This window comes from Rickettsiales endosymbiont of Stachyamoeba lipophora (genome assembly GCF_003932735.1).
Lineage (GTDB): Bacteria > Pseudomonadota > Alphaproteobacteria > Rickettsiales > 33-17 > RICK01.
Genome location: NZ_CP033611.1, coordinates 258,951 through 279,996 on the forward strand (window position 1 = coordinate 258,951; position 21,046 = coordinate 279,996).

At 32.6% G+C, this 21,046-nt stretch carries 20 protein-coding genes; 13 read left to right on the plus strand and 7 right to left on the minus strand.

Annotated features, from left to right (window positions below; all coding sequences use genetic code 11):
• Positions 1-62 precede the first annotated feature (62 nt).
• Both pdhA and EF513_RS01150 read left to right on the plus strand, forming a co-directional pair.
• Positions 63-1,052, plus strand: coding sequence for a pyruvate dehydrogenase (acetyl-transferring) E1 component subunit alpha (pdhA, locus tag EF513_RS01145; RefSeq protein ID WP_277592628.1), 990 nt, complete (start codon positions 63-65; stop codon positions 1,050-1,052).
• Positions 1,053-1,070: 18 nt separating this feature from the next.
• Positions 1,071-2,054 (plus strand): pyruvate dehydrogenase complex E1 component subunit beta, encoded by a 984-nt coding sequence (locus tag EF513_RS01150; protein ID WP_125215583.1) that lies wholly within the window; start codon positions 1,071-1,073, stop codon positions 2,052-2,054.
• Positions 2,055-2,139: 85 nt separating this feature from the next.
• On the opposite strand, the gene EF513_RS01155 is transcribed toward EF513_RS01150, so the two are convergent.
• Positions 2,140-4,263: a hypothetical protein gene (locus EF513_RS01155; RefSeq protein WP_125215584.1), complete on the minus strand. Its 2,124-nt coding sequence runs from the start codon at positions 4,261-4,263 to the stop codon at positions 2,140-2,142.
• A gap of 466 nt (positions 4,264-4,729) precedes the next feature.
• Between EF513_RS01155 and EF513_RS01160 the strand changes: the two genes are divergently transcribed.
• The gene (locus EF513_RS01160) at positions 4,730-6,412 is read left to right on the plus strand and encodes a cobaltochelatase CobT-related protein (RefSeq protein ID WP_125215585.1); all 1,683 of its coding nucleotides are present in this window, start codon (positions 4,730-4,732) and stop codon (positions 6,410-6,412) included.
• Positions 6,413-6,507: 95 nt separating this feature from the next.
• Positions 6,508-8,100: a leucine-rich repeat domain-containing protein gene (locus EF513_RS01165; protein ID WP_125215586.1), complete on the plus strand. Its 1,593-nt coding sequence runs from the start codon at positions 6,508-6,510 to the stop codon at positions 8,098-8,100.
• Between the two features lie 130 nt (positions 8,101-8,230).
• Here the strand turns inward: EF513_RS01165 and EF513_RS01170 are convergent, their stop codons facing one another.
• Both EF513_RS01170 and rodA read right to left on the minus strand, forming a co-directional pair.
• A complete protein-coding gene (locus tag EF513_RS01170; RefSeq protein WP_125215587.1) occupies positions 8,231-8,971 on the minus strand; it encodes a type II secretion system protein in 741 nt (246 codons plus the stop codon).
• A 99-nt stretch (positions 8,972-9,070) separates the two neighbouring features.
• Entirely contained in the window at positions 9,071-10,198 is a 1,128-nt protein-coding gene (rodA, locus tag EF513_RS01175) for a rod shape-determining protein RodA (RefSeq protein WP_206425206.1), read from the minus strand.
• A gap of 76 nt (positions 10,199-10,274) precedes the next feature.
• Between rodA and EF513_RS01180 the strand changes: the two genes are divergently transcribed.
• Both EF513_RS01180 and EF513_RS01185 read left to right on the plus strand, forming a co-directional pair.
• A complete protein-coding gene (locus EF513_RS01180) occupies positions 10,275-11,663 on the plus strand; it encodes an ABC transporter substrate-binding protein/permease (RefSeq protein ID WP_125215588.1) in 1,389 nt (462 codons plus the stop codon).
• Positions 11,650-12,300 carry an amino acid ABC transporter ATP-binding protein gene (locus EF513_RS01185; protein ID WP_125215589.1) on the plus strand — a complete coding sequence of 217 codons (651 nt, stop codon included), beginning with the start codon at positions 11,650-11,652 and terminating at the stop codon, positions 12,298-12,300. Before EF513_RS01180 ends, EF513_RS01185 begins: the two co-directional genes overlap by 14 nt.
• Before the next feature lie 358 nt (positions 12,301-12,658).
• Here the strand turns inward: EF513_RS01185 and iscX are convergent, their stop codons facing one another.
• Positions 12,659-12,883, minus strand: a complete 225-nt coding sequence (gene iscX, locus EF513_RS01190) for a Fe-S cluster assembly protein IscX (protein ID WP_125215590.1) — start codon at positions 12,881-12,883, stop codon at positions 12,659-12,661.
• Positions 12,884-13,037: 154 nt separating this feature from the next.
• Between iscX and EF513_RS07850 the strand changes: the two genes are divergently transcribed.
• The 5 genes from EF513_RS07850 (at position 13,038) to nhaA (ending at position 16,406) form a co-directional block, all read left to right on the plus strand.
• Positions 13,038-13,208 carry a hypothetical protein gene (locus EF513_RS07850; protein ID WP_164503787.1) on the plus strand — a complete coding sequence of 57 codons (171 nt, stop codon included), beginning with the start codon at positions 13,038-13,040 and terminating at the stop codon, positions 13,206-13,208.
• A gap of 89 nt (positions 13,209-13,297) precedes the next feature.
• Positions 13,298-13,531, plus strand: coding sequence for a BolA family protein (locus tag EF513_RS01195; RefSeq protein WP_125215591.1), 234 nt, complete (start codon positions 13,298-13,300; stop codon positions 13,529-13,531).
• Between the two features lie 21 nt (positions 13,532-13,552).
• Positions 13,553-13,897: a Grx4 family monothiol glutaredoxin gene (gene grxD / locus EF513_RS01200; protein WP_125215592.1), complete on the plus strand. Its 345-nt coding sequence runs from the start codon at positions 13,553-13,555 to the stop codon at positions 13,895-13,897.
• Between the two features lie 3 nt (positions 13,898-13,900).
• On the plus strand, positions 13,901-14,818 hold the full coding sequence (locus EF513_RS01205; RefSeq protein WP_125215593.1) for an ABC transporter ATP-binding protein: 918 nt from the start codon (positions 13,901-13,903) through the stop codon (positions 14,816-14,818).
• 406 nt (positions 14,819-15,224) lie between these two features.
• Positions 15,225-16,406, plus strand: a complete 1,182-nt coding sequence (gene nhaA / locus EF513_RS01210; RefSeq protein ID WP_125215594.1) for a Na+/H+ antiporter NhaA — start codon at positions 15,225-15,227, stop codon at positions 16,404-16,406.
• A gap of 184 nt (positions 16,407-16,590) precedes the next feature.
• Here the strand turns inward: nhaA and EF513_RS01215 are convergent, their stop codons facing one another.
• On the minus strand, positions 16,591-16,830 hold the full coding sequence (locus EF513_RS01215; protein ID WP_125215595.1) for an ETC complex I subunit: 240 nt from the start codon (positions 16,828-16,830) through the stop codon (positions 16,591-16,593).
• Between the two features lie 634 nt (positions 16,831-17,464).
• Here EF513_RS01215 and EF513_RS01220 point away from each other — a divergent pair.
• Entirely contained in the window at positions 17,465-18,367 is a 903-nt protein-coding gene (locus tag EF513_RS01220; RefSeq protein ID WP_125215596.1) for an SPFH domain-containing protein, read from the plus strand.
• Between the two features lie 65 nt (positions 18,368-18,432).
• Here the strand turns inward: EF513_RS01220 and EF513_RS01225 are convergent, their stop codons facing one another.
• Positions 18,433-19,377 carry an ankyrin repeat domain-containing protein gene (locus EF513_RS01225; RefSeq protein ID WP_125215597.1) on the minus strand — a complete coding sequence of 315 codons (945 nt, stop codon included), beginning with the start codon at positions 19,375-19,377 and terminating at the stop codon, positions 18,433-18,435.
• Between the two features lie 144 nt (positions 19,378-19,521).
• On the opposite strand from EF513_RS01225, the gene EF513_RS01230 reads away from it, so the two are divergent.
• Positions 19,522-19,722, plus strand: coding sequence for a hypothetical protein (locus tag EF513_RS01230; protein WP_125215598.1), 201 nt, complete (start codon positions 19,522-19,524; stop codon positions 19,720-19,722).
• Positions 19,723-19,998: 276 nt separating this feature from the next.
• On the opposite strand, the gene obgE is transcribed toward EF513_RS01230, so the two are convergent.
• Positions 19,999-21,003: a GTPase ObgE gene (obgE, locus tag EF513_RS01235; protein ID WP_125215599.1), complete on the minus strand. Its 1,005-nt coding sequence runs from the start codon at positions 21,001-21,003 to the stop codon at positions 19,999-20,001.
• Positions 21,004-21,046 lie beyond the last annotated feature (43 nt).

A 21,046-nucleotide genomic window follows, 5' to 3' on the forward strand; every position in this document is an offset into this window, starting at 1 on the left:
TTAGTTGTTTATTATATAGAAAATAAGTTAAAATTTTTGAGTTTTGAAGAAAAGGTATCATAGTGGCAAAATCAAAAAATATTAAAGGCTTGTCGAAAGAGAGCTTAATTAAAGCCTACCAAGGTATGTTAATGATCAGAAGATTTGAAGAAAAGGCTGGTCAACTTTATGGAATGGGCCTGATTGCTGGGTTTTGCCATCTTTATATTGGCCAAGAGGCTGTAGTAGTTGGCATGCAATCAGTTATTAATCAAGATGATTCAGTAATTACCAGTTATCGTGATCATGGACATATTCTTGCTGCAGGTAGCGATCCCAAGCCAGTAATGGCAGAACTTATGGGTAAAGCAACCGGTTGCTCTAAAGGTAAAGGGGGCTCGATGCATATTTTCGATTTAGAGCGTAAATTTTATGGCGGCCATGGTATTGTAGGTGCTCAGGTTTCCTTAGGAACTGGTATAGCTTTTGCCAATAAATACCGCGGAACTAATAATGTATGCTTAGCTTATTTTGGCGATGGTGCAGCACATCAAGGGCAAGTATATGAATCATTTAACATGGCAGCCCTATGGAAATTACCGGTAATTTATATCCTAGAAAATAACGAATATGCTATGGGTACTTCGGTTAAAAGGTCTACTGCAATGACTGATCTTTATAAAAAAGGGGAATCTTTTGGTATACCAGGCAAGCAAATAAACGGTATGGATATTTTAGAAGTTATCAAATCAGGACAAGAAGCAGTTGAATTTGTAAAAGCTGGCAACGGCCCGATATTACTTGAGATGAAAACTTACCGTTATCGTGGTCACTCCATGTCAGATCCTGCTAAATACCGTACCAAAGAAGAAGTAAATGATTATAAAGATAATAAAGATCCGATTATCAATCTCAAAGCCCATCTAATGAATGAATTTAATGTTTCAGAAGAGCAATTCAAAGAAATCGAAAAGGATATTAAGAATCAAGTGGCTGAAGTAGTTGAATTCTGTAAAAACAGCCCAGAACCTGACTCAGGCGAATTATATACCGATATTTACGTAAATTATTAAAAATAAGAGCAAAAATTTATGGCTACACTTACAGTTAGAGAAGCTTTACGCGATGCAATGGCAGAAGAAATGCGCCGTGACGGAGACGTGTTTGTAATGGGTGAAGAAGTTGCCGAATATCAAGGTGCTTATAAAGTAACCCAAGGATTACTTGATGAATTTGGCAGCAACAGGGTCATTGACACCCCTATTACTGAACACGGCTTTGCAGGGATTGGCGTAGGCGCTGCTTTTACAGGGCTTAAACCTATTGTAGAATTTATGACCTTTAATTTTGCAATGCAAGCAATTGACCAAATTATTAACTCCGCCGCTAAAACTAACTATATGTCCGGTGGCCAAGTTAGGTGCCCGATTGTATTTAGAGGTCCTAATGGAGCAGCCTCACGCGTTGGTGCACAACATTCACAATGCTATGCCAGCTGGTATGCGCATGTTCCAGGACTGATCGTTGTTTCCCCTTATTCTGCAAGTGACGCCAAAGGCTTACTTAAATCAGCAATTAGAAATCCAAACCCTGTAGTTTTCTTAGAAAATGAACTTTTATATGGTTCAAGTTTTGAAGTTCCGGAAGATGAAGATTTCTTAATACCAATTGGTAAGGCAAATGTGTTAACTGAAGGAAGTGATGTAACTATTACCGCTTTTTCACTTATGGTGCGCCATGCTCTTGAAGCACAAAGAATTTTAAAAGAAGAACATAATATTAATGCTGAAGTCATTGACTTAAGAACCATAAGACCACTTGATAAGGATACCATTATTGAATCGGTACGCAAAACTAACCGTATTGTTTGTGTAGAAGAAGGTTGGCCATTTGCAGGAATTTCTTCAGAAATTACAGCCCTACTTATGGAAGAAGCGTTTGATTATCTTGATGCTCCTGTAATGCGTGTAACCGGTAAAGACGTACCACTCCCATATGCCGCTAATTTAGAGAAAATGGCTTTGCCGCAAGTTGCTGACATTGTAGAAGCCGCTAGAAAAGTTTGTTATAAATAGCAGTTGTATTTTAATTTTTATACTCAGCAAAGACTATTACTAAATACGCTAAAACATTTAGTAATAGTCTTTGGTTTATAATTAACTATCTGCCTGGTCCTTCCATTGCTCTTTCACCTTTATTACCCTGCTCTTCCACTGATTTAACCCAGCTTTCTTGATTTCTCTGTTTAATTTGCTTTATTACTCGAGCTTTATGCTGTTTGGCGAAATTATTGGCATCTTTATTAATTCTTGCATTTAAAATACCGCTTTTATTATCAAGAAAGCTGCCAATATGCATGCCTATTTCTACTGGTATGTTTGTTGCATTATGTAAAGCACCGGCTGTAGCACCCTCAGTATATGCTTTTGCTTTTTCTGCCTGCTCTGCAAGCCAAGGATGATTTTTATTTTCTTTTACCGCTATTATTACTTCATTAAATAATTCTTGATTATCCTTAACAAGCTCAAAGCAGGCCGATAAGTACTCCGATGGAGAAATTATATTCTGTTTTGATAGATTTATTATAATGTCCGCATTACCTAGCAGAGAAACTAAAACAACCAAAGCATCCGTATTATCTCTTCCTAAGGCAGCTATTTCTGCAAATTCAATACCTGCTTTTTTTAACTCTATTACACTTTTTGCATAAAACATCACAGCACTCAAAGCCTCTTTATTATCTTTTGCTAACGCAGCTATGTCTGCAAATTCAATACCTGCTTTTTTTAACTCTATTACACTTGTTGTATAAAACATCACACCATACACAGCATCCTTATTATCTCTTCCTAAGGCAACTATTTCTGTAAATTTAATGCCTGCTTCTTTTAACTCTATTACTTTTGCCTTCTCACTTAGTAGATACGCTAAAATATGCAAATTATCTTTTGCTAATACAGCTAATTCTGCAAATTCAATGCCCACTTCCTTTAACTCTATTATACTTTTTGTATAACTAAGTAACACAGCACACGAAGCAACCTCATTATCTTTTGCTAAAGCAGCTATTTCTGCAAATTCAATACCTGCTTCTTTTAATTCTATTACTTCTGTTGTCTTTTCATTTAGTAGATACGCTAAAATATACAAATTATCTTTTGCTAATACAGCTAATTCTGTAAATTTAATGCCTGCTTCTTTTAACTCTATTACTTTTGCCTTCTCACTTAGTAGATACGCTAAAATATGCAAATTATCTTTTGCTAATACAGCTAATTCTGCAAATTCAATACCTGCTTCTTTTAATTCTATTACTTCTGTTGTCTTCTCATTTAGCACAAACTCCAAAGCATCTTTATTATCTCTTCCTAAAGCCGCTATTTCTGCAAATTTAATACCTGCTTCTTTTAATTTGATTACGCTTTCTACATAAAATTGCATTATCATCAAGGTATCCGGATTATCTTTTGCTAGTGCAGCTATTTCTGCAAATTTAATACCTGCTTCTTTTAATTTGATTACTCTTTCTACATAAAATTGCATTATCATCAAGGTATCCGGATTATCTTTTGCTAGTGCAGCTATTTCTGCAAATTTAATACCTGCTTCTTTTAATTTGATTACGCTTTCTACATAAAATTGCATTATCATCAAGGCATCCGGATTATCTTTTGCTAGTGCAGCTATTTCTGCAAATTTAATACCTGCTTCTTTTAACTTTATTACACTTTTTGTATAATTAAATAACACAGCACACAAAGCATCCTCATTATCTTTTACAAATTCAGCTATTTCTGCAAATTCAATGCCTGCTTTTTTTAACTTTATTACACTTTTTGTATAAAATTGCATTATTTTCAAGGCATCCGGATTATCTTTTACAAATTCAGCTATTTCTTCAAATTTAATACCTGCTTCTTTTAATTTGATTACGTTTTCTGCATAAAATTGCATTATTTTCAAGGCATTCGGATTATCTCTTGCTAGTACAGCTATTTCTGCAAATTTAATACCCGCTTTCTTTACCTCTATTACACTTTTTGCATAAATTAGTATAACACACAAAGCATCTTTATTATCTCTTCCTAAAGCAGCTATTTCTGCAAATTTAATACCAGCTTTATTAAGCTTAATTACTTTATTGAAATTCATAAACAATATCTTTAGAGTATCAATACTATCATTACTACACTCAGATAATATCATCTCCCTAGTTATTCCTTCACTCTCTAATAAAGCTAGCTCTGTTTGATAAATGCTAAATAGATTCTCTATTTTTGTCATAACAACCTTTTAATTAGAATTAACATCAACATATTAACATCTTTACACTTGTTGTACAGAGTATCTTTAATAAACTTAGGTTTTTTAACTATTATTTAATTTTTTCACAATATAGCAGGCATTTTTCAAATGTAGCTTTATAATTTTCTACAATACTAATTGGAAGGGGCGTTTGATTATCTAGATACACCAGTAATGCATGTAACCGGTAAAGACGTACCGTTTTACCTTATAATGAACAATCTTACTTGCTAACTTTGGTAAAGATTGTGTAGCACATCTAAGTTTAAATAAACAATATTCTACTATCACTCCTTAGAGTGGCTACTTAGTTAAAGCAGCTTAAGTTTAATACATAATTAATGCTAAGATTTAGACCTGTAAGGTCTTCTATGTAAGCACTTCTATTGTAATTTTTCTCACACTGAATTATTATAATTATATTCATCATATTTTTATCAAATTAATGGCAAGCAAAGTAGTAGATATTAACCCTAATTTTCTAAAGGTTTTTGCTCATTCTAATCTTAACTTAACTTATAATGATCAATTTTTTATCTTTCCTGAGTTAAAGGCTGATTCTGCGCTTAGTACCACCCCTGGACTGATTGAAAACAATCTTCTAAGATCGCAGCTTGATCAGTTAGCCTTTATTAAAAAGTTTCATAGCAACCCGTTATTAGAAAAAGAGCGTGATAGCTCAATCAACCAAGAACTACTCAATAAGCTTATTCAGCTTAGGGCAATTTTAATTGGCTGTCTTATTTATCCAGGGAGTAAAAATTTATTTTTAAGTTTTTTAAACCACATCTCTAAAATAGAAGAAAAAGATCAATTTTTTATTAGTATTTATCAAGAAATTGCTGAATTTATCTTATTAACACCACAGAACCAAAACTTAATTTTACCTACCACCATATTAGATCATGAGCTGCTAAAATATTTATATAATAATGTTACCAATCAAGGTCATTGGCAGCAAGGTTGTAAAACTATTCTCGACAAATATTTCACTTTACCTAATAATATCAATTATCAATTTCAAGCAGAGCATAATACTAACGACAAACAACCTATAGAGCCCGAACAGCCTCTAGAAACTTTAGAAAACAATATCCATGATACCCACTTAGAAAAAATAATAAAAGATTTAGCACGAATTGATAACAACAATTATATACAACAAGAAATTGCTGCTAATTTGTCCCCTGCTAGTCATTATGAAGCGAGTATTGAATATAAAATTTATACTAAACAATTTGATCAAACAGTGCACGCGGCACAACTCGTGACTCCAGCTGAAAAGCATAATTTATTTAAAATTCTGCAACGTAAAAAAGATTTAATAAAAATTTTTGATTCTAAACTGACTAAAAAACTTATTAGAATTTTGCAGACTAAAGCCCATTTTAATTATTTTTCTAATGCCAGTTACGGCTTACTCGACAGCAACCGTTTAAGCCAAATAATAGCCTCTAAAAATGCAGAAAATATTTATAGAGAAAGTGCAATTTCCAACAATTTAGATACTTGTATTACCCTATTAATTGACAATTCAGGCTCAATGCGCGGTAAACTTATTACGATTGCCGCCCTTACTGCCAGCTTTATTGCTGAAATATTAGAACCTTATGGCATTAAAGTAGAAATTTTAGGCTTTACTACTAAAGAGTGGCGTGGTGGCAAATCCAAAAAAATGTGGCAACAAAATAATGCTCCCATAACTCCCGGCAGGCTTAATGATTTATTGCATATTGTTTATAAGTCTTTCGCTGATCCGTTAGTTAAAGCTAAAAAATCTATTGCTATAATGCTCAAGGAAGGATTACTGAAAGAAAATATCGACGGTGAAGCTTTGCTATGGAGCTATCAAAGAATTCTTAAAAACACTCAGACACGTAAAATTATCATGGTAATTTCGGATGGCACTCCGCTTGATGAAGAAACTTGCCAGAACAATCCTGCACGCATCTTAGAAGATCATTTACATCAAGCAATCAACCTAATTAACTGCCAACAAAAAGTAGAGTTAGTAGCAATCGGTATCGGGCATGATATCAGTAAATTTTATGCCAAATCAACCAGAATCGATAATTTTGAAAATTTAGGCAATTCTACACTGACACAACTTATTGATCTGTTTAAATAGCTTAACTAATAAATCGACATAAGCTTAAAATCTTTACATTTTATTAATCTTTAAATGTTAATCTAAAATTATAATCCCTATTAATGAGGATTCATATGTCAAAGCTCTTTCAAGTTTTTCCTCCCTTTCAAGATAGCAATGTTTTTATTTACCGTTACATAGCCCCAGTAAACTTAGATGAGTATTTTAATAATCTAAAATTACAGCTTAATGCTAACGCTACTTTAAAGCTAATCTTAGATCTTCACGAATTACCTTTAAAAAAAGCAGAGTTAATACAAATCCTTGAATTTATTCAAACACATAAACAGGTTATTGGCCTTAAATTAGGCAATAATAATCTTCAGCATCTTACTATTAAACTAATTGCCACTTTACTAAAAGATAATGCTCACCTGCAATATTTTGAGTGGCATAATAGTAATAATTACATCAATCATGACACCATTGATGAGATAGCTTTTAAGCAGTTAATAGCGGCGCTTAATTCTTGCTGTTCATTACGTTTTGTAAAATTTTATAAAATATTAACAAAAGAAAGCCTGACTCAAATTTTTGTTAAAAATTTCAATTCCCACTCATTAGTTTCACTAGATTTAAGGGAGATAGCAATAAGTGCAGAAGATACCACTCAGCTTATAGAGCTGATAGGTAATATGACACAAGCTAAAAAGCTTAAAATCATTAGTGCCAATCTAGCCACACCTCAAACAGATGAGCAAGCACTTAAATTATTTGAACAAAATTTTGCTAAATTAAAACAGCTTGAGCACTTAATACTAGATAATTGTAAATTAGATGACGCTCATTTAAATATTTTATGTAACCTGATTTGCAGTTCAAAAGTAGGGTTTTTGAGTTTAAAGCAAAATAATTTTACTGAAAAAGCCACCACCACTGTTGCCAACTTAATATCAGCTAACAATCCGGATTTAAGAATTGTTGATTTTACCGAAAACGAGGAACTAAGTAATAATGCCTCTCAATTTTTATCTGCATTGAAAGATAACCATTATTTAATGGCATTTAGTATCAACCCACCTATTGATGCCAGCAAAATAAATGGCGAACATTATCATTGCTATACAATAAATGATCATATTATTGAAAACTACAGCATAATTTACCATTTAATAGAACGTGATGATGACAATGATGAAATGAGCCTTGCCAATCCTTCTATCAACCAAAAGAAATTTAGCCAACTAATCTCTACACTGTTAGATAGCATAAATACTGATTGTGAGGCTGCACTCCTAGATCCCGAAAAAGCACGTAGGGCTAATCATATTAAACGGATTTTTGATCCAGAAAAAATTGAAAAATTCAGTATTTTTGTAGCTAAATATGAACAACAAATAATGGCTATTATCCAAAATAATGAAGAACTTAAAAATAACATTCAAAAGAAGTTTAAAATAAATATTTATTCTCACGAAGAACTAGATAATTTTGCCAAGAACCTAATTACCTATTTCAAAACATTCTACAAATACAATTACTGGTATTTAAACTCTATATCTAAAGCCTCAAGACAACCTGATATTAATAATCTAGGAGAGGAAGAAAGTGTAATTTCTTATAAGATTGCAAGTTTTGCAGGCCCCCATGCTATAAGCTTTACTGCACAAACCAAGCAAACCCAAACTTTTGCTAATACACAAATAAATGCTGCAAGTTCTCCTTAGGTTGGTACACGAATCTATAAAATAGCGCGGAGATAATGGCCACAATTAGATAGGCAACTGCAATATAGATAGTAATGATAAGAAAAATGAAACTTATCCATGATTTTTTATTAGGAAATGCTCACACAACCTAATTAACTAGCGAGTAATAATTACGTTTTATTCGCATTTCAAAATAACAGGTAGGACGCTCGCTACTAATATAAGCACTATTATAGCTTCCACCGTTTACACATGAATTAGCTGGAGCATCACTGCCGGTATAGGCAATAATCATACCTGTTGCAGGATTACCGTTATCAAATTTATTATCTATTTCCATCATTTCTTTAACGGTAAGTACCGCACCCGTACGTTGCGCAACAGTTAACACTCCGCTTGGTATAGTAGCTTTAGCAAATCTTAACACAATGGCATCATCATAATTATTCACAAAGTAAAATATACTATTATCAATTGGACCGTGATAAAGGTTACTATAATTCCAGGTACCATTAAAATTACCTTCCAATATCCCTGCAAGGGCTAAGTGCTGAAAAGCATATATTCCTTCATCACCACTAACCACTCCATCTCCATTACCGCGCGTGGTAGCCGGGTTACCATTTATAGCATTGGCTGAAAAAATTACATCAGGATTATACATATCTCCTGGTAATTGATTATAACGCTTTTCAAATTCATCTACTGCTCTGGTAATTTTGGTGGCATGATCCATTATAGCATTAACTCTAGCTGAGGATAACATACCCCTTCCTGCTAATACTCCTCCCATAATAATGCCTATAATTAGCATAACTATTGCAAGCTCAATAATTGTAAAAGCTGTTTGTTTTGCCTCTAGAAGTGATCTAATGTACGACTTTATCATATTATACTCTTACATGATTCTAACTAATATATGGTAGAGAATGAATTAGTAATATGTAAATAAAAAGTATGCATTTCACCATAACCTAAATGATTTAAGTTATACTACATCCCGATCAAATTTATTTGAATAAAGATTAGCAGAAAAAATCAGCCCAAAACCAAACATCGTGGTAAGCATTATAGTTCCACCATAAGTTAAAAGGGGCAGCGGCACACCAACCACAGGAATCAATCCCATCACCATAGAAGTATTAATTACCACATGCAAACCAAAAAGAGACATGACACCCACAATTAGCAAACGATTAAAGGTATTTTTAGAATTCAAAGCCATGGTAAAAATTCTAAAGATAATTGCAGCATATAGAGTGATCACGGTAACACTCCCAACAAACCCTAATTCTTCACTAAGCATAGTAAAAATAAAATCTGTCTGATGCTCCGGTAAAAAGCTAAGCTGCACTTGAGTACCGTTTAAAAGTCCTTTTCCTAAGAACCCTCCGGAACCAATGGCAATTTCTGATTGGATAATATTATAACCGGCTCCTAATTTATCCATTTCTGGATTTAGAAATATTAAGATCCGTTGCTTTTGATAATCATGCATCATGGTCCACAATACAGGCAAGGCAATTATTCCTGAAACAAATACCGTAGCAAATTTCCACCATGCAACCCCTGCTGCAAAAAATATTATTCCTGAGATCAGTAATAAAATCATCGCTGTACCTAAGTCAGGTTGCTTTAAAATAAGTATAAATGGCAAAGCTACTAGGCTTAAAGGAAGTAAAATATAACTAAGCCTGGTAATATTATGGGGATGCACATTATGAAAATATCTACCTAACGCAAAAATAATTGCAATTTTCATCAACTCAGCAGGCTGTAATTTGATCGGCCCTAATTGCAGCCATCTAGTAGCCCCCATTGCAGTATGGCCCATAACTTCCACTAAAACCAACAGCAACAAGGCACCAAAATAGAATAAATAGGCAGTACGATACCAGAAAATTGGCCTAATATTAGCTACAATGAGCATTAACACAAATCCGACAGAAAAATGGATGAGTTGCTTTACTGTCCAAGGGAATATGCTACCTTGAGCAGCAGAATACATTAGAAAAAATCCAATAACGGAGATGATACTAATATAAAATATCATTTTCAAATCAAGTTGCTTGGCAAAATCTACAATCTGCAAGTTATTACGGTGATAGCTTAACATTAAGTTAACTTTTATTTAGACAAATTATTATGATAAATATATTATCCCAACCAAACAAGATTAACAATACTAGATTATGATGTGGTTAAAATTTTTATTAAGCCTGGTGATATTAGCCAATCTAGCTCAGGCAGACACCTTAAAAATTGGAATTTCAGCTGACTATCCTCCGTTTGATATGATGGTTGATGGCAAGGTTAGCGGCTTTGATGCTGATGTAGCAACACGTATTGCTCAAGAGTTAAATTTAGAACCTGAAATCAAAGAAATAGATTTCGCAGGCTTAATACCCGCTCTTAACTCTAACATTATTGATATTGCAATTTCTAATATTACAGACACCCCAGATAGAAAGAAAGCTGCAGATTTTACCCTTCCCTACTATTTTAATAAGGTAAGCATACTTTATAAGAAAAAGAATCAATTCATTAGCTTAAAAGATATCAACCAGGCACATATAGTAGGTGTACAACTTGGTACTAATTTTCATGACTATTTAAAGCTTACTTACCCTGATATACGGCTGCTTTCTTTATCTAAATATCCTATGCTATTTGAGGAATTAAGGCAGGATAAAATAAGTTATTTAATTATCGATAAAATTCAGGCAGAGTTTTTTGTAAACCATAATAATGATTTTACCTTTACTGATCTTCCTGAATTTACAGGGAAAATAGCAATTGCTTTAAAACATGGAGCTACGCTCACTCATCAAATTAACCAAATTATTAAAAAACTAACCGAAGAAGGTTTTTTTAAAAGTTTAGAGCAAAAATGGTTAGTTGATAGCAGTTTAAAACAGCCTACCCACAAAGTAGAGAGCCAACTGACTAAGCACATAAAATTTATTGCAGAAGGTATGTTTGTAACGCTAGAATACGCTTATCTTGCAACTTTCTTTGGTTTAGTAATTAGCCTAGGCTTAACTTTTTTAAGTCAAATAAATTCTATAACTAGATTGTTAGTTACAGTTTATATCTCAGTGATTAGGGGGACACCTGTGATTCTACAGCTCAGCCTTATTTATTTTGCGCTACCTAATATTTTTAATATTAAGATCCCTATTATGACTGCAGGTTTAATTGGTTTTTCAATTAATTCAGCAGCTTATGTATTTGAACATATTAAAGCAGGCATAAGGTCAATTGACGTAGGGCAAATTGAAGCAGCAAAATCTATGGGATTTAGCAACCTTACTATCAACCGCGTTATTGTATTGCCTCAAGTTATAAAAAATATTACCCCTTCCATTATCAATGAAATAATTAACTTAATTAAAGAAACCGCTATTATCTCTGTTTTTGGTGTGAGTGATATTATGAGAAAAGCCAATATTGTGGCTGCAGATACTTATGATTTCTTAACTCCGCTGATTATAGCAGGCATTTGTTATTATACTTTAATTACCACCCTTACTTTACTATTACATTTTATTGAAAAAAGATTTTACCATGCTAAAGCTTAAGAATATTATTAAAACTATTGGTAATAAAAAAATTATTGATAATCTCTCCTATGATTTCTATCCAGGAGAAATTTATGCAATCACCGGGGCTTCAGGTGGTGGTAAATCTACTTTACTTAAAATTATAAATTTCCTTTCTCCAGCAGATTCAGGCCAAGTAATTTTAGATGATCAAGAACTAACCTTAAAAAACATTAATGTTTATAGACCGCAAATTGGTATGGTGTTTCAGAACTTCAATCTTTTCCAGAATATGACTGTATTAGAAAATGTAGCCAGCGGCTTAATTTACGCCCTTAAATTCTCTAAAAAAGAAGCCTTTGAACTTGCCACCTCTTATATTAAGAAATTGAAGCTTGAGCACAAACTATATGATAATATCAGTAATCTTTCTGGGGGCGAGAAACAACGGGTAGCCATTGCTAGAAGTTTAGTAATGAAGCCTAAAATCTTACTATGTGATGAGCCCACCTCAGCACTGGATCCTAATAATGTCTCAAGTGTAGCTGGGCTATTAAAAGGCTTCATCACTCATGATATGATTGCAATTATTGTGACGCATGAAACTATTTTTGCTGGGATGGTTGCCACAAAAATATTAAAAATGGAAAATGGCCATCTTAATGGGATTGAATAACCCAATAAGAATTTAAAACTATTATAATATGTTAAAGCTTGCTGGCCTAATCATTAGGCCTTTTGATAATTCTATTTAAATTTAGTGGAGTCAATAATATTATTGGCATAAATTTTCTTAAAATCGGCTTAAGGAAAGTCTTATAAAAAGTAGCAATCGATGCAACTAAAAAATCTGCTCAGTAATTTTATATTCAGCATGGTTTTAAAGAAATAACTATTCATAAATTACCAAACATTTGCTAAGCTCAATCTTTAGATCAAAAGCTTTATTATCCTCTAGATTTAAGCAAAGCATAATTATTAAAAGTTTATTTGCACAATAAATGGCCAAAATACAAGATAAGTTTTACTTCAACTCATTCTTCATCATTATCTTCATTTTCTTCTCTTAAAGAATACCATTCCTGCTGGATTTTCTCTAAAACCTTTTCATTACAATGTTCTGGATTATCTGCAAATTCTTCCAAGTCAACGATCATTTTTCTTAAGATCGTAAACCTCAATTGTAAAATATCTATTTCCGGATAATTTTCCTCTAAAAGTTCTGCTATTTCCTCTACATCCGTCCAACAAACTTGCATTTTAAAACCTTATTTTTTAATTAGAATAAAGCTTAATATCCAAAATTTTTCATTTTGCCAAGTAAGAAAATAGAATAAATGGTTGTTAATTAACCGTAAATTGGTTATCATATAATAATAAAAAGTAGTTAACTTGAAAGAAAAGGCTGCTATGATGACCAAAGTTATTTTATTATTTAGTCTTGCATTTATGCTAGGCGGTTGTATCGAAAAAAAAATGCGTGATCTTAATAGCCCATGCGTAGCTAATGAATTTAACTTAGAAAACTCAGAAAATCATAACAATCCTTGCATTAAACGTGCAGCAAATACCTGGTTAAGCTAAGCATTTTACTTAATTTCAAATATAGAGTTTACTTATTTTCTTTTTATATATAAAACATATTTTAGAGTATATATAAAAAGAAAATGTAAATGCCCGTAAGTAAAGAATATCTTGATGATAAGCTTAAAATCTATTTTGGAAATGAAGCCTCATGGGAGATTATAGATCTAGCCGGAGATAATGACCATTATGAACTTATCATTACCTCAACTAAATTTACTAACAAGCCACGTGTAATACAACATAAAATGGTTAATGATGCCCTAAAGGAATGCTTAGGCGGGCAGCTCCATGCATTAAAGATCACTACTAAACCTGCTTAAATAAGCTTTAAGGAGATTATAATGGAAGAATATTTCGAACAAATTAAATCGCATATTGAAACTAATGATGTAGTTTTGTACATGAAAGGTAATGCTACTTTTCCTCAATGTGGATTCTCAGCTACAGTTACTACCGTATTAACCCGTCTAAACATTAAATTTTTAGATATCAATGTTTTAGAAGATTTAGGAATTAGAGAAGCAATCAAAGCTTTTAGTGATTGGCCAACCATACCTCAACTTTATATTAAAGGTGAGTTTATTGGCGGATGCGATATCGTACGTGAGATGTATCAATCTGGTGAATTACAACAACTACTGCGCGAAAAAGAAGTTGAATTTATAGAAAATCAACCTACCCAATAGCGTATGAATATACTTGAGATCAGCAATTTAAATAAAACTTATACTAACCGTAAGGGTAAATCCAAAATTGCCCTTACTAATATTAACTTTGCGGTTGAAAAGGGCGATTTTTTTGCCCTTTTAGGGCCTAATGGCGCAGGAAAATCAACCTTAATTAATATATTAGCAGGGTTAGTTAATAAAACCAGCGGTGAAGTTAAAATTGCAGGATTAGACTTAGATCAAGCATTTTTACCCTCTAGATATAAAATCGGCATAGTTCCACAGGAATTAACTTTAGACCCTTTTTTTACAGTATATGAAACATTAGAAATTTATGCAGGCTATTATGGCATTCCTAAAAGCAAGCGTATTACTAATGAGCTAATAACCAGATTGGGGTTAGCCGATAAAATAAATTCTAAGCCAGCAGGGCTCTCAGGCGGCATGAAACGTAGGTTATTAATTGCCAAGGCGCTTGTACATATGCCCGACATTATTATTTTAGATGAACCCACCGCAGGCGTAGATATCGAACTGAGGCAGCAGCTATGGAACTACATGAAAGAACTGAATGCCCAAGGTAAAACCATTATTATTACTACTCACTATTTAGAAGAAGCCCAAAAACTTTGTAATAAGGTCGCCATAATTAATAACGGCCAACTGATTTACTTGGATTATATGAATAATATTGCTAACCAATTTAGCACTAAATCGATTGAAATTAAGTTTAGTAATAATATTCAGAGCCTGGCTCCTACTCTACAGGCCTATTTGGATCTTTCCAATCACAGTCTAAAATTTGACTTAGCAACCCATTCACCGGCAGAAGTAATAAACCTGCTTAACCAATTTAATATTAATATTACAGATATCAAAACCCAAGTTTTAAGCCTAGAAGATTTCTTTGTAAAGATCATACATTCTAGCCCTAATTAGATTATCTAAATCCTGAGCTTTTAATCATTTTAAGCTGTAAATCATAAAGTTTTTCTTGAAATAGATCTAGCCTAATTCCATACTTTATTATTATCCAATGACAAAAATTACGCACAATATTTACTACGACTCAGCAAAATTTATTAAATGTAAATGAGCACCTTAGACAGGTTTTGATACTAAAATCAGCTTTTATACTGAGTTTCAAAAGAAGCCTATTGAATTACCCACTCTATATCGCTTACTCATCATTTTAAATAGCCACATCTCCTGTTCAAGTAGCTATCATCCTATCAATCCTAATAAATTAACTTATAGAGATAAATTTATTCTTTAATTTTTTAATGAATTAGTTATAATTAGAACATTAAAAAGATTATAAATTAATTGTTTAAGGATTGGATAAATGAAAAATGTCACCAAGATTCAAATAAATAAAGATACTATTTCATCTATTTTATTATTTCTTGGAGTGTTTTTAGCTTTAATTATTAGTAACAATAGTTTTCTACTCACATATTATAAATCGTTTATAGCTTATAAATTTACTCTTGGATTTGAAGATCACCTACTGAGCAAATCATTACTCAAATGGGTGAATGATGGCTTGATGGCTATTTTCTTTTTCCTGCTAGGGTTAGAAATGAAATATCATATGACAGACGGAGAATTTCAAACCAAAAAAAACTTATTACTACCTACCATTGCCGCAATGGGTGGTTTTATAGTTCCGGCTCTAATATATTATGTAATCAATAAGCATGATCCAGTAGCAGTAGCGGGATGGGCAATTCCTGTGGCTACCGATACCGCGTTTATATTAGCAATCGTTTCGTTATTTGGGGATAGAATATCTAATAGTGCCAGAGTGTTTTTAGTTGGCCTATCTATTATAGATGATGCTTTAGCAGTAACGGTACTAGCTTTATTTTACACACCAGAGTTTAGCTCTATGCATCTTTTATATAGCTTATTACCTATTACTTATTTATTATTACTCAATAATTTTAAAGTATCCTCTAAAGGTTGTTATTATCTTGGTGGCTTATTCTTATGGTTAACAATAGTCAATTCAGGCATCCATGGTACAATAGCAGGAATAATGCTAGCTCTCTTTATACCTACCAAAATAGAAAAAAATGACAGAACCATTCATCTTGTTCAAAACATGGAGTCGGCTATACATAGCTTAGTAGCATTTTTTATCTTACCCTTATTTGCCTTTGTTAACTGTGAGCTCACTTTTAAAGATTTGTCTTTCAATGATTTATTATCACCTATTTCATTAGGCTGTATAGCTGGTTTGCTGGTAGGAAAGCCGTTAGGCATTTACTTATTTTCAAAACTCGCTATTAAAACTAAATTAATTAGCTTGCCGTATAATACCAATAAAATAACCTTTTTAGGCCTTTCATTTTTATGCGGGATTGGATTCACTTTAAGCTTATTTATTGGATTACAAGCTTTTGAACCTGTACAACTAGAAAATCAAATGAAAATTGGTGTTCTACTTGGTTCATTGATATGCGCAATTATCGGAACATATATAATCAAAAAATCTAGCAATAACCAAACCATACAGAACTAACTTAAATCAGATAAATTTTCTAGGCTATGCACTTATATAGATAACGATATTTTTAAGCGAAAAACTAATTTGTAGAAATAGTGAGCACATTTTAAAAAATTAATTAGCAGATGTCACAGCCAAAAAACCAAAAATAGTTTCAACAAATTTAATGATAATTAACTCTTGAGAGCTATCAGATATATTATAGTGAAGCTTCAATTATTTCCGCTTGAGGAAGATATTTCTTAGCATAGTTAATCGCTTGTTCTTTAGTAGAAAAATAAAGCTTAATTTGCTGTAAGGTATCTGTGCTACCTGTCCATCCCATTAAGCCTTCTACAAACCTGCCACCATCTTGTTCAAACTCAAGTATCCATTTTCTAGTATTAGCTTTACCAGATTGCATAGCAGTTTTGGTTGGACGATAGATTTTTGCATGCATTTTAAACAAACCTGTAATTCCACTAATAAATTGGAAGTAAAATCTTTTAAATATCTAAAAAGCTTATACTTCAAGCAGTTATAAGCAATGGCTACTTAATTATCAATGATTTTTTGCTAAAATTTTAGTTTTTTAATTTATTTTAATAATAGCATATTTTAGCGTCTAGTGCAAATATGAAGAAAAAGATGAACGATTTTGACTTTAAGAATATTTACAGCTGTAAAATTCCTCCTTTACAGGTTCAGTTTGAAGATAAATATCCTCTGATTCTTAGTAAAGATACTTAATTAATTTGCAAAAATTACAAACAAAAAGCATGGTCAATAACATCAGGTGATATAAGAAAAAGATAAAGAGAAAGTTTAATTTTAGCTTTAAAATTAGCCCGAAAAGTTTTGATATGGTTTAGGTTTATGGAATTGGCACTAAAAGTAATAAGCCACTTATTTATCCCTGAGTTATACATGGGTGATTTAATGATATCACCACCTTTTGACAACTGTATTAGCACAGCCTTTTTTATATAAATTGCTGTATGGTTTAACAGTTATGATTAATATTAATAATACAATAGAGACATGAGAAACTTAATTAGGTATAGTTAAAAATATATGCACTCAGGAGAATTTATATGGAATACTTTATAATAATGTTAGTAATATTAGTACCCTCAATTTTTCTTACTTTCTTTACAGTTAATCATCAAACCGTTGCTGTAATCGAAAGATTTGGAAAATATATTCGCACTGCTACCTCAGGCTTAAACCTCAAAATACCTTTTATAGAAAAAGTATCAGGAGTAGTAGATTTAAGAATTCAACAACTTGATGTAGAAGTTGAAACTAAAACCAAAGATAATGTTTTCGTACAAATGATGGTATCAGTACAATATAAAGTTATTGATAACAAAATTTATGAAGCATTCTATAAATTAGGCCACCCTTCTAAACAAATTCAAGCTTACGTTTTTGATGTAATTAGAGCAAAAGTTCCTCAAATTGATCTAGATGATGTATTTTCTAAAAAAGATGAAATAGCTATTGATGTTAATAGCCAACTTCAAGACATTATGCATTCATTTGGATTTGAAATTATTAAAACACTGGTTAGCGATATCCAACCTAATGAAAATGTTAAAAATGCTATGAACGAAATTAACACCTCTTTACGGTTAAGAATTGCAACCCAAGAACGTTCGGAAGCAGAAAAAATTATGCGAGTAAAGCAGGCTGAAGCCGAAGCTGAAGCTAATATCTTACATGGTAAAGGTATTGCTGGACAAAGAAAAGCTATTATTGAAGGTTTAAAGGAATCTATGAACGAGTTGCGCCAAAGTGCTCCTAACCAACCAATTGAAGAGATTACTCATACTATTCTGATGATTCAATATTTTGATATGTTACGCGAAATTGGCTCCTCTTCAAAATCTAATACTGTTTTTGTTAATCACGGCCCGGGAGCTTTATCTGATATTGTAAATCAATTTAGAGAAACCTTATTATCCACAAAGTTCATTGATGATGAAGAAAAATAGAACCAATTAAAAGAACAGTAACCTTCCCGCTATTATTATTTTTTGAAATTAAAAATCTGCTAATATCATTTACTGTGAGATTGTTCCTTACTTTTAGAGCAAGAAGATTTAATCTTATGGTTATATGGCTGGAATGGCTGCTCATCAGTTATTTCTACATATCTAACTTTTGGAGACTTTCTAGCTGTTACCTTACTTACGGCACTTGCCTCCTTCTTAAATATTTTTGGTTGTTTTCTAGGTAGTGATTCCGTAGTTATTGAACTTGTATGATTATTCCCCAATGCTCGCTCTTGCGCTTTACGTGCTGCTATACCTTCCGCTATCTTTTGATCAAATAGTGCTAAATCTTTTTCAGTTGGAGATGGATGATTAAACTTTTTATATATATCTTTAAGCGATAGCCTAAACTCTTTGTGAATTATCTTTTCATCTGCCCCCAGTTTAATCAGCAAAGGGATTAGATCTAACCTACTACACATTGCGGCAAGTTGTAGGGCCGTAAATTTCTTACCTTCTTCCCTATATTCTTTGCTAATATGTACTATAAAATGCTCAACTTCTTGATTTAAAAAGTCTTTTATGTTTACTTTGGCTTTCTGAAGAGCTTTTAATAATAATTTAATTATTTTCTCATTATTTTCACTAACTTCAGTAATTATTGCTATATGAAACGGAGTTTTAAGATTGCAATTAACAATAGTTGGATCAGCATTATGCTCTAAAAGCAATTCTACTCCCTTCAAGAAATTATATCTTGTTGCTATCTGTAAAACTGTTTGTTTATCACTATTCAGCTTATTAACATCTATTTTTTCTGCATTTAAAAGCAGTTCCATCATATCTATGTTTCTTTTTTTTGTAGCACAATGTAAAGATGTTTCACCTAAAATATTTTCTGTATTTATATCTACACCCTCTTCTATTAAGGATTTTACCTCTTGTATATTACCTCTTGCTGTAGCAAGAATAATTCGTGGTACAGTTAATTTCACTAATGTATTTGGCATAATCTCTCCTTTGGTATTTAGTGATTAATATTTTTATATTAACGAGTAGTGTTTAATGCTTCAATGACCAACCAACCCAATTAATTAAAAGTTAATTAATTGTGGCGCATTATTAAATTAGCAACACTTAATTGTATTAGGCCAATGGACACCGGAAGTTTAAGTAGTTTTCAACGCAATATAGTTTCGCCTACTAATAGAAGGCTTGATTTTATAACTAGATTAATACAAGGAGATGAAGTTTGTGGTACGGTGTGTTTTAATGGAGATAATCTATTATTATATACTAATAAAAGTGGCCCTTCTAAATTGGTTGATGATGCTGTAATTTATCTAAATCAGTAGTTAATCAAGAGCTACAGGCTAAAAAGATAGTTGATCATGTGGCAAAATACACATGGTGAGGCAGCAAAAAGACTGATATAAAAAGATAATAGAAGAGCAATCGTCTAGCAGCTAAGTCGGTAGAAATGCAGGAGGCTCTTTTAGCTCCACTACTAATCATCCATTAATCATATTGATAGGATTAGATCCTATCTCTCTAAGGATTAAGGAAAATCTAACAAAATGACCCATTTGGGTAGCTAACAGGGGAAAAATATTATATTCCCCTTATTTATGCTAGCTTTGTATGTTATGACTTTCGTCAATAATCTTCTTAGTTGCGCGTAATAGTTGCTCTAAACCTTCTCCACTCACCCCTGAGACTAACAATACCTTATTATCAACATAATCACTTAAAATCTGCTGCTTTTCTTTGATTTCTTCCTGTGTAAGCGTATCAATCTTATTAAGCACTATAATTTCCTGCTTTTCTGTTAATACTTCACTATAATTTTCCAACTCATCGCGAATAGTCTGATAAGGCTTAATTACATCTTCCTGAGTTATATCAATTAAGTGAATAAGCACCTTACATCTTTCGATATGTTTCAAAAACTTATCACCAAGCCCCACCCCTAAATGGGCTCCTTCAATAAGACCTGGTATATCAGCCATTACGAATTCAGACTGATCAATATAAACCACCCCAAGCTGCGGCTTTAAGGTAGTAAATGGATAATCAGCTATTTTAGGTTTGGCTGCAGTTACTCTTGAAAGTAAGGTTGACTTACCAGCATTAGGTAATCCTACAAGTCCAACATCAGAAATAAGTTTAAGTCTAAGCCATACCCACTTTTCTTCTCCAGGCCATCCTGGGGTCGATTTAGTAGGAGCTTGGTTTACTGAAGATTTAAAATTAGCATTACCTAATCCTCCATCTCCGCCTTTACAAATTTTAAGTTCCTGCCCCACTTCAGTAAAGTCGAATAATACTTCATCGGCATGCTCATCTAAAACTTCTGTTCCCACCGGCACTTGTAAAATAATAGGATCACGTGATTTACCGCTTTTATTACGACCCATACCAGATTCACCAGTTTGAGCTTTAAAATGCTGCTGATATCTAAAGTCAATTAAGGTGTTTAGAGCATCAACGCATCTAATAATAATATCACCACCTTTACCGCCATTACCTCCATCTGGGCCACCATATTCAACGAATTTTTCACGACGGAAGCTTACACAACCACCCCCACCATCGCCGGATTTAACATAAACTTTAACTTCATCTAAAAATTTCATTTTGCTTTTTACCTAATTTTATCTCAATCCCTAAATTTATTAT

Bases quoted from the DNA above. Each gene is read 5' to 3' on its own strand.
- EF513_RS01230 (WP_125215598.1), top strand. From the start codon at position 19,522: ATGGACACCGGAAGTTTAAGTAGTTTTCAACGCAATATAGTTTCGCCT.
- nhaA (WP_125215594.1), top strand. From the start codon at position 15,225: ATGAAAAATGTCACCAAGATTCAAATAAATAAAGATACTATTTCATCT.
- EF513_RS01205 (WP_125215593.1), top strand. From the start codon at position 13,901: ATGAATATACTTGAGATCAGCAATTTAAATAAAACTTATACTAACCGT.
- EF513_RS01220 (WP_125215596.1), top strand. From the start codon at position 17,465: ATGGAATACTTTATAATAATGTTAGTAATATTAGTACCCTCAATTTTT.
- EF513_RS01165 (WP_125215586.1), top strand. From the start codon at position 6,508: ATGTCAAAGCTCTTTCAAGTTTTTCCTCCCTTTCAAGATAGCAATGTT.
- obgE (WP_125215599.1), bottom strand. From the start codon at position 21,003: ATGAAATTTTTAGATGAAGTTAAAGTTTATGTTAAATCCGGCGATGGT.
- rodA (WP_206425206.1), bottom strand. From the start codon at position 10,198: ATGTTAAGCTATCACCGTAATAACTTGCAGATTGTAGATTTTGCCAAG.
- EF513_RS01180 (WP_125215588.1), top strand. From the start codon at position 10,275: ATGATGTGGTTAAAATTTTTATTAAGCCTGGTGATATTAGCCAATCTA.
- EF513_RS01155 (WP_125215584.1), bottom strand. From the start codon at position 4,263: ATGACAAAAATAGAGAATCTATTTAGCATTTATCAAACAGAGCTAGCT.
- EF513_RS07850 (WP_164503787.1), top strand. From the start codon at position 13,038: ATGACCAAAGTTATTTTATTATTTAGTCTTGCATTTATGCTAGGCGGT.
- iscX (WP_125215590.1), bottom strand. From the start codon at position 12,883: ATGCAAGTTTGTTGGACGGATGTAGAGGAAATAGCAGAACTTTTAGAG.
- EF513_RS01160 (WP_125215585.1), top strand. From the start codon at position 4,730: ATGGCAAGCAAAGTAGTAGATATTAACCCTAATTTTCTAAAGGTTTTT.
- EF513_RS01170 (WP_125215587.1), bottom strand. From the start codon at position 8,971: ATGATAAAGTCGTACATTAGATCACTTCTAGAGGCAAAACAAACAGCT.
- EF513_RS01225 (WP_125215597.1), bottom strand. From the start codon at position 19,377: ATGCCAAATACATTAGTGAAATTAACTGTACCACGAATTATTCTTGCT.
- EF513_RS01195 (WP_125215591.1), top strand. From the start codon at position 13,298: ATGCCCGTAAGTAAAGAATATCTTGATGATAAGCTTAAAATCTATTTT.
- EF513_RS01150 (WP_125215583.1), top strand. From the start codon at position 1,071: ATGGCTACACTTACAGTTAGAGAAGCTTTACGCGATGCAATGGCAGAA.
- EF513_RS01185 (WP_125215589.1), top strand. From the start codon at position 11,650: ATGCTAAAGCTTAAGAATATTATTAAAACTATTGGTAATAAAAAAATT.
- grxD (WP_125215592.1), top strand. From the start codon at position 13,553: ATGGAAGAATATTTCGAACAAATTAAATCGCATATTGAAACTAATGAT.
- EF513_RS01215 (WP_125215595.1), bottom strand. From the start codon at position 16,830: ATGCATGCAAAAATCTATCGTCCAACCAAAACTGCTATGCAATCTGGT.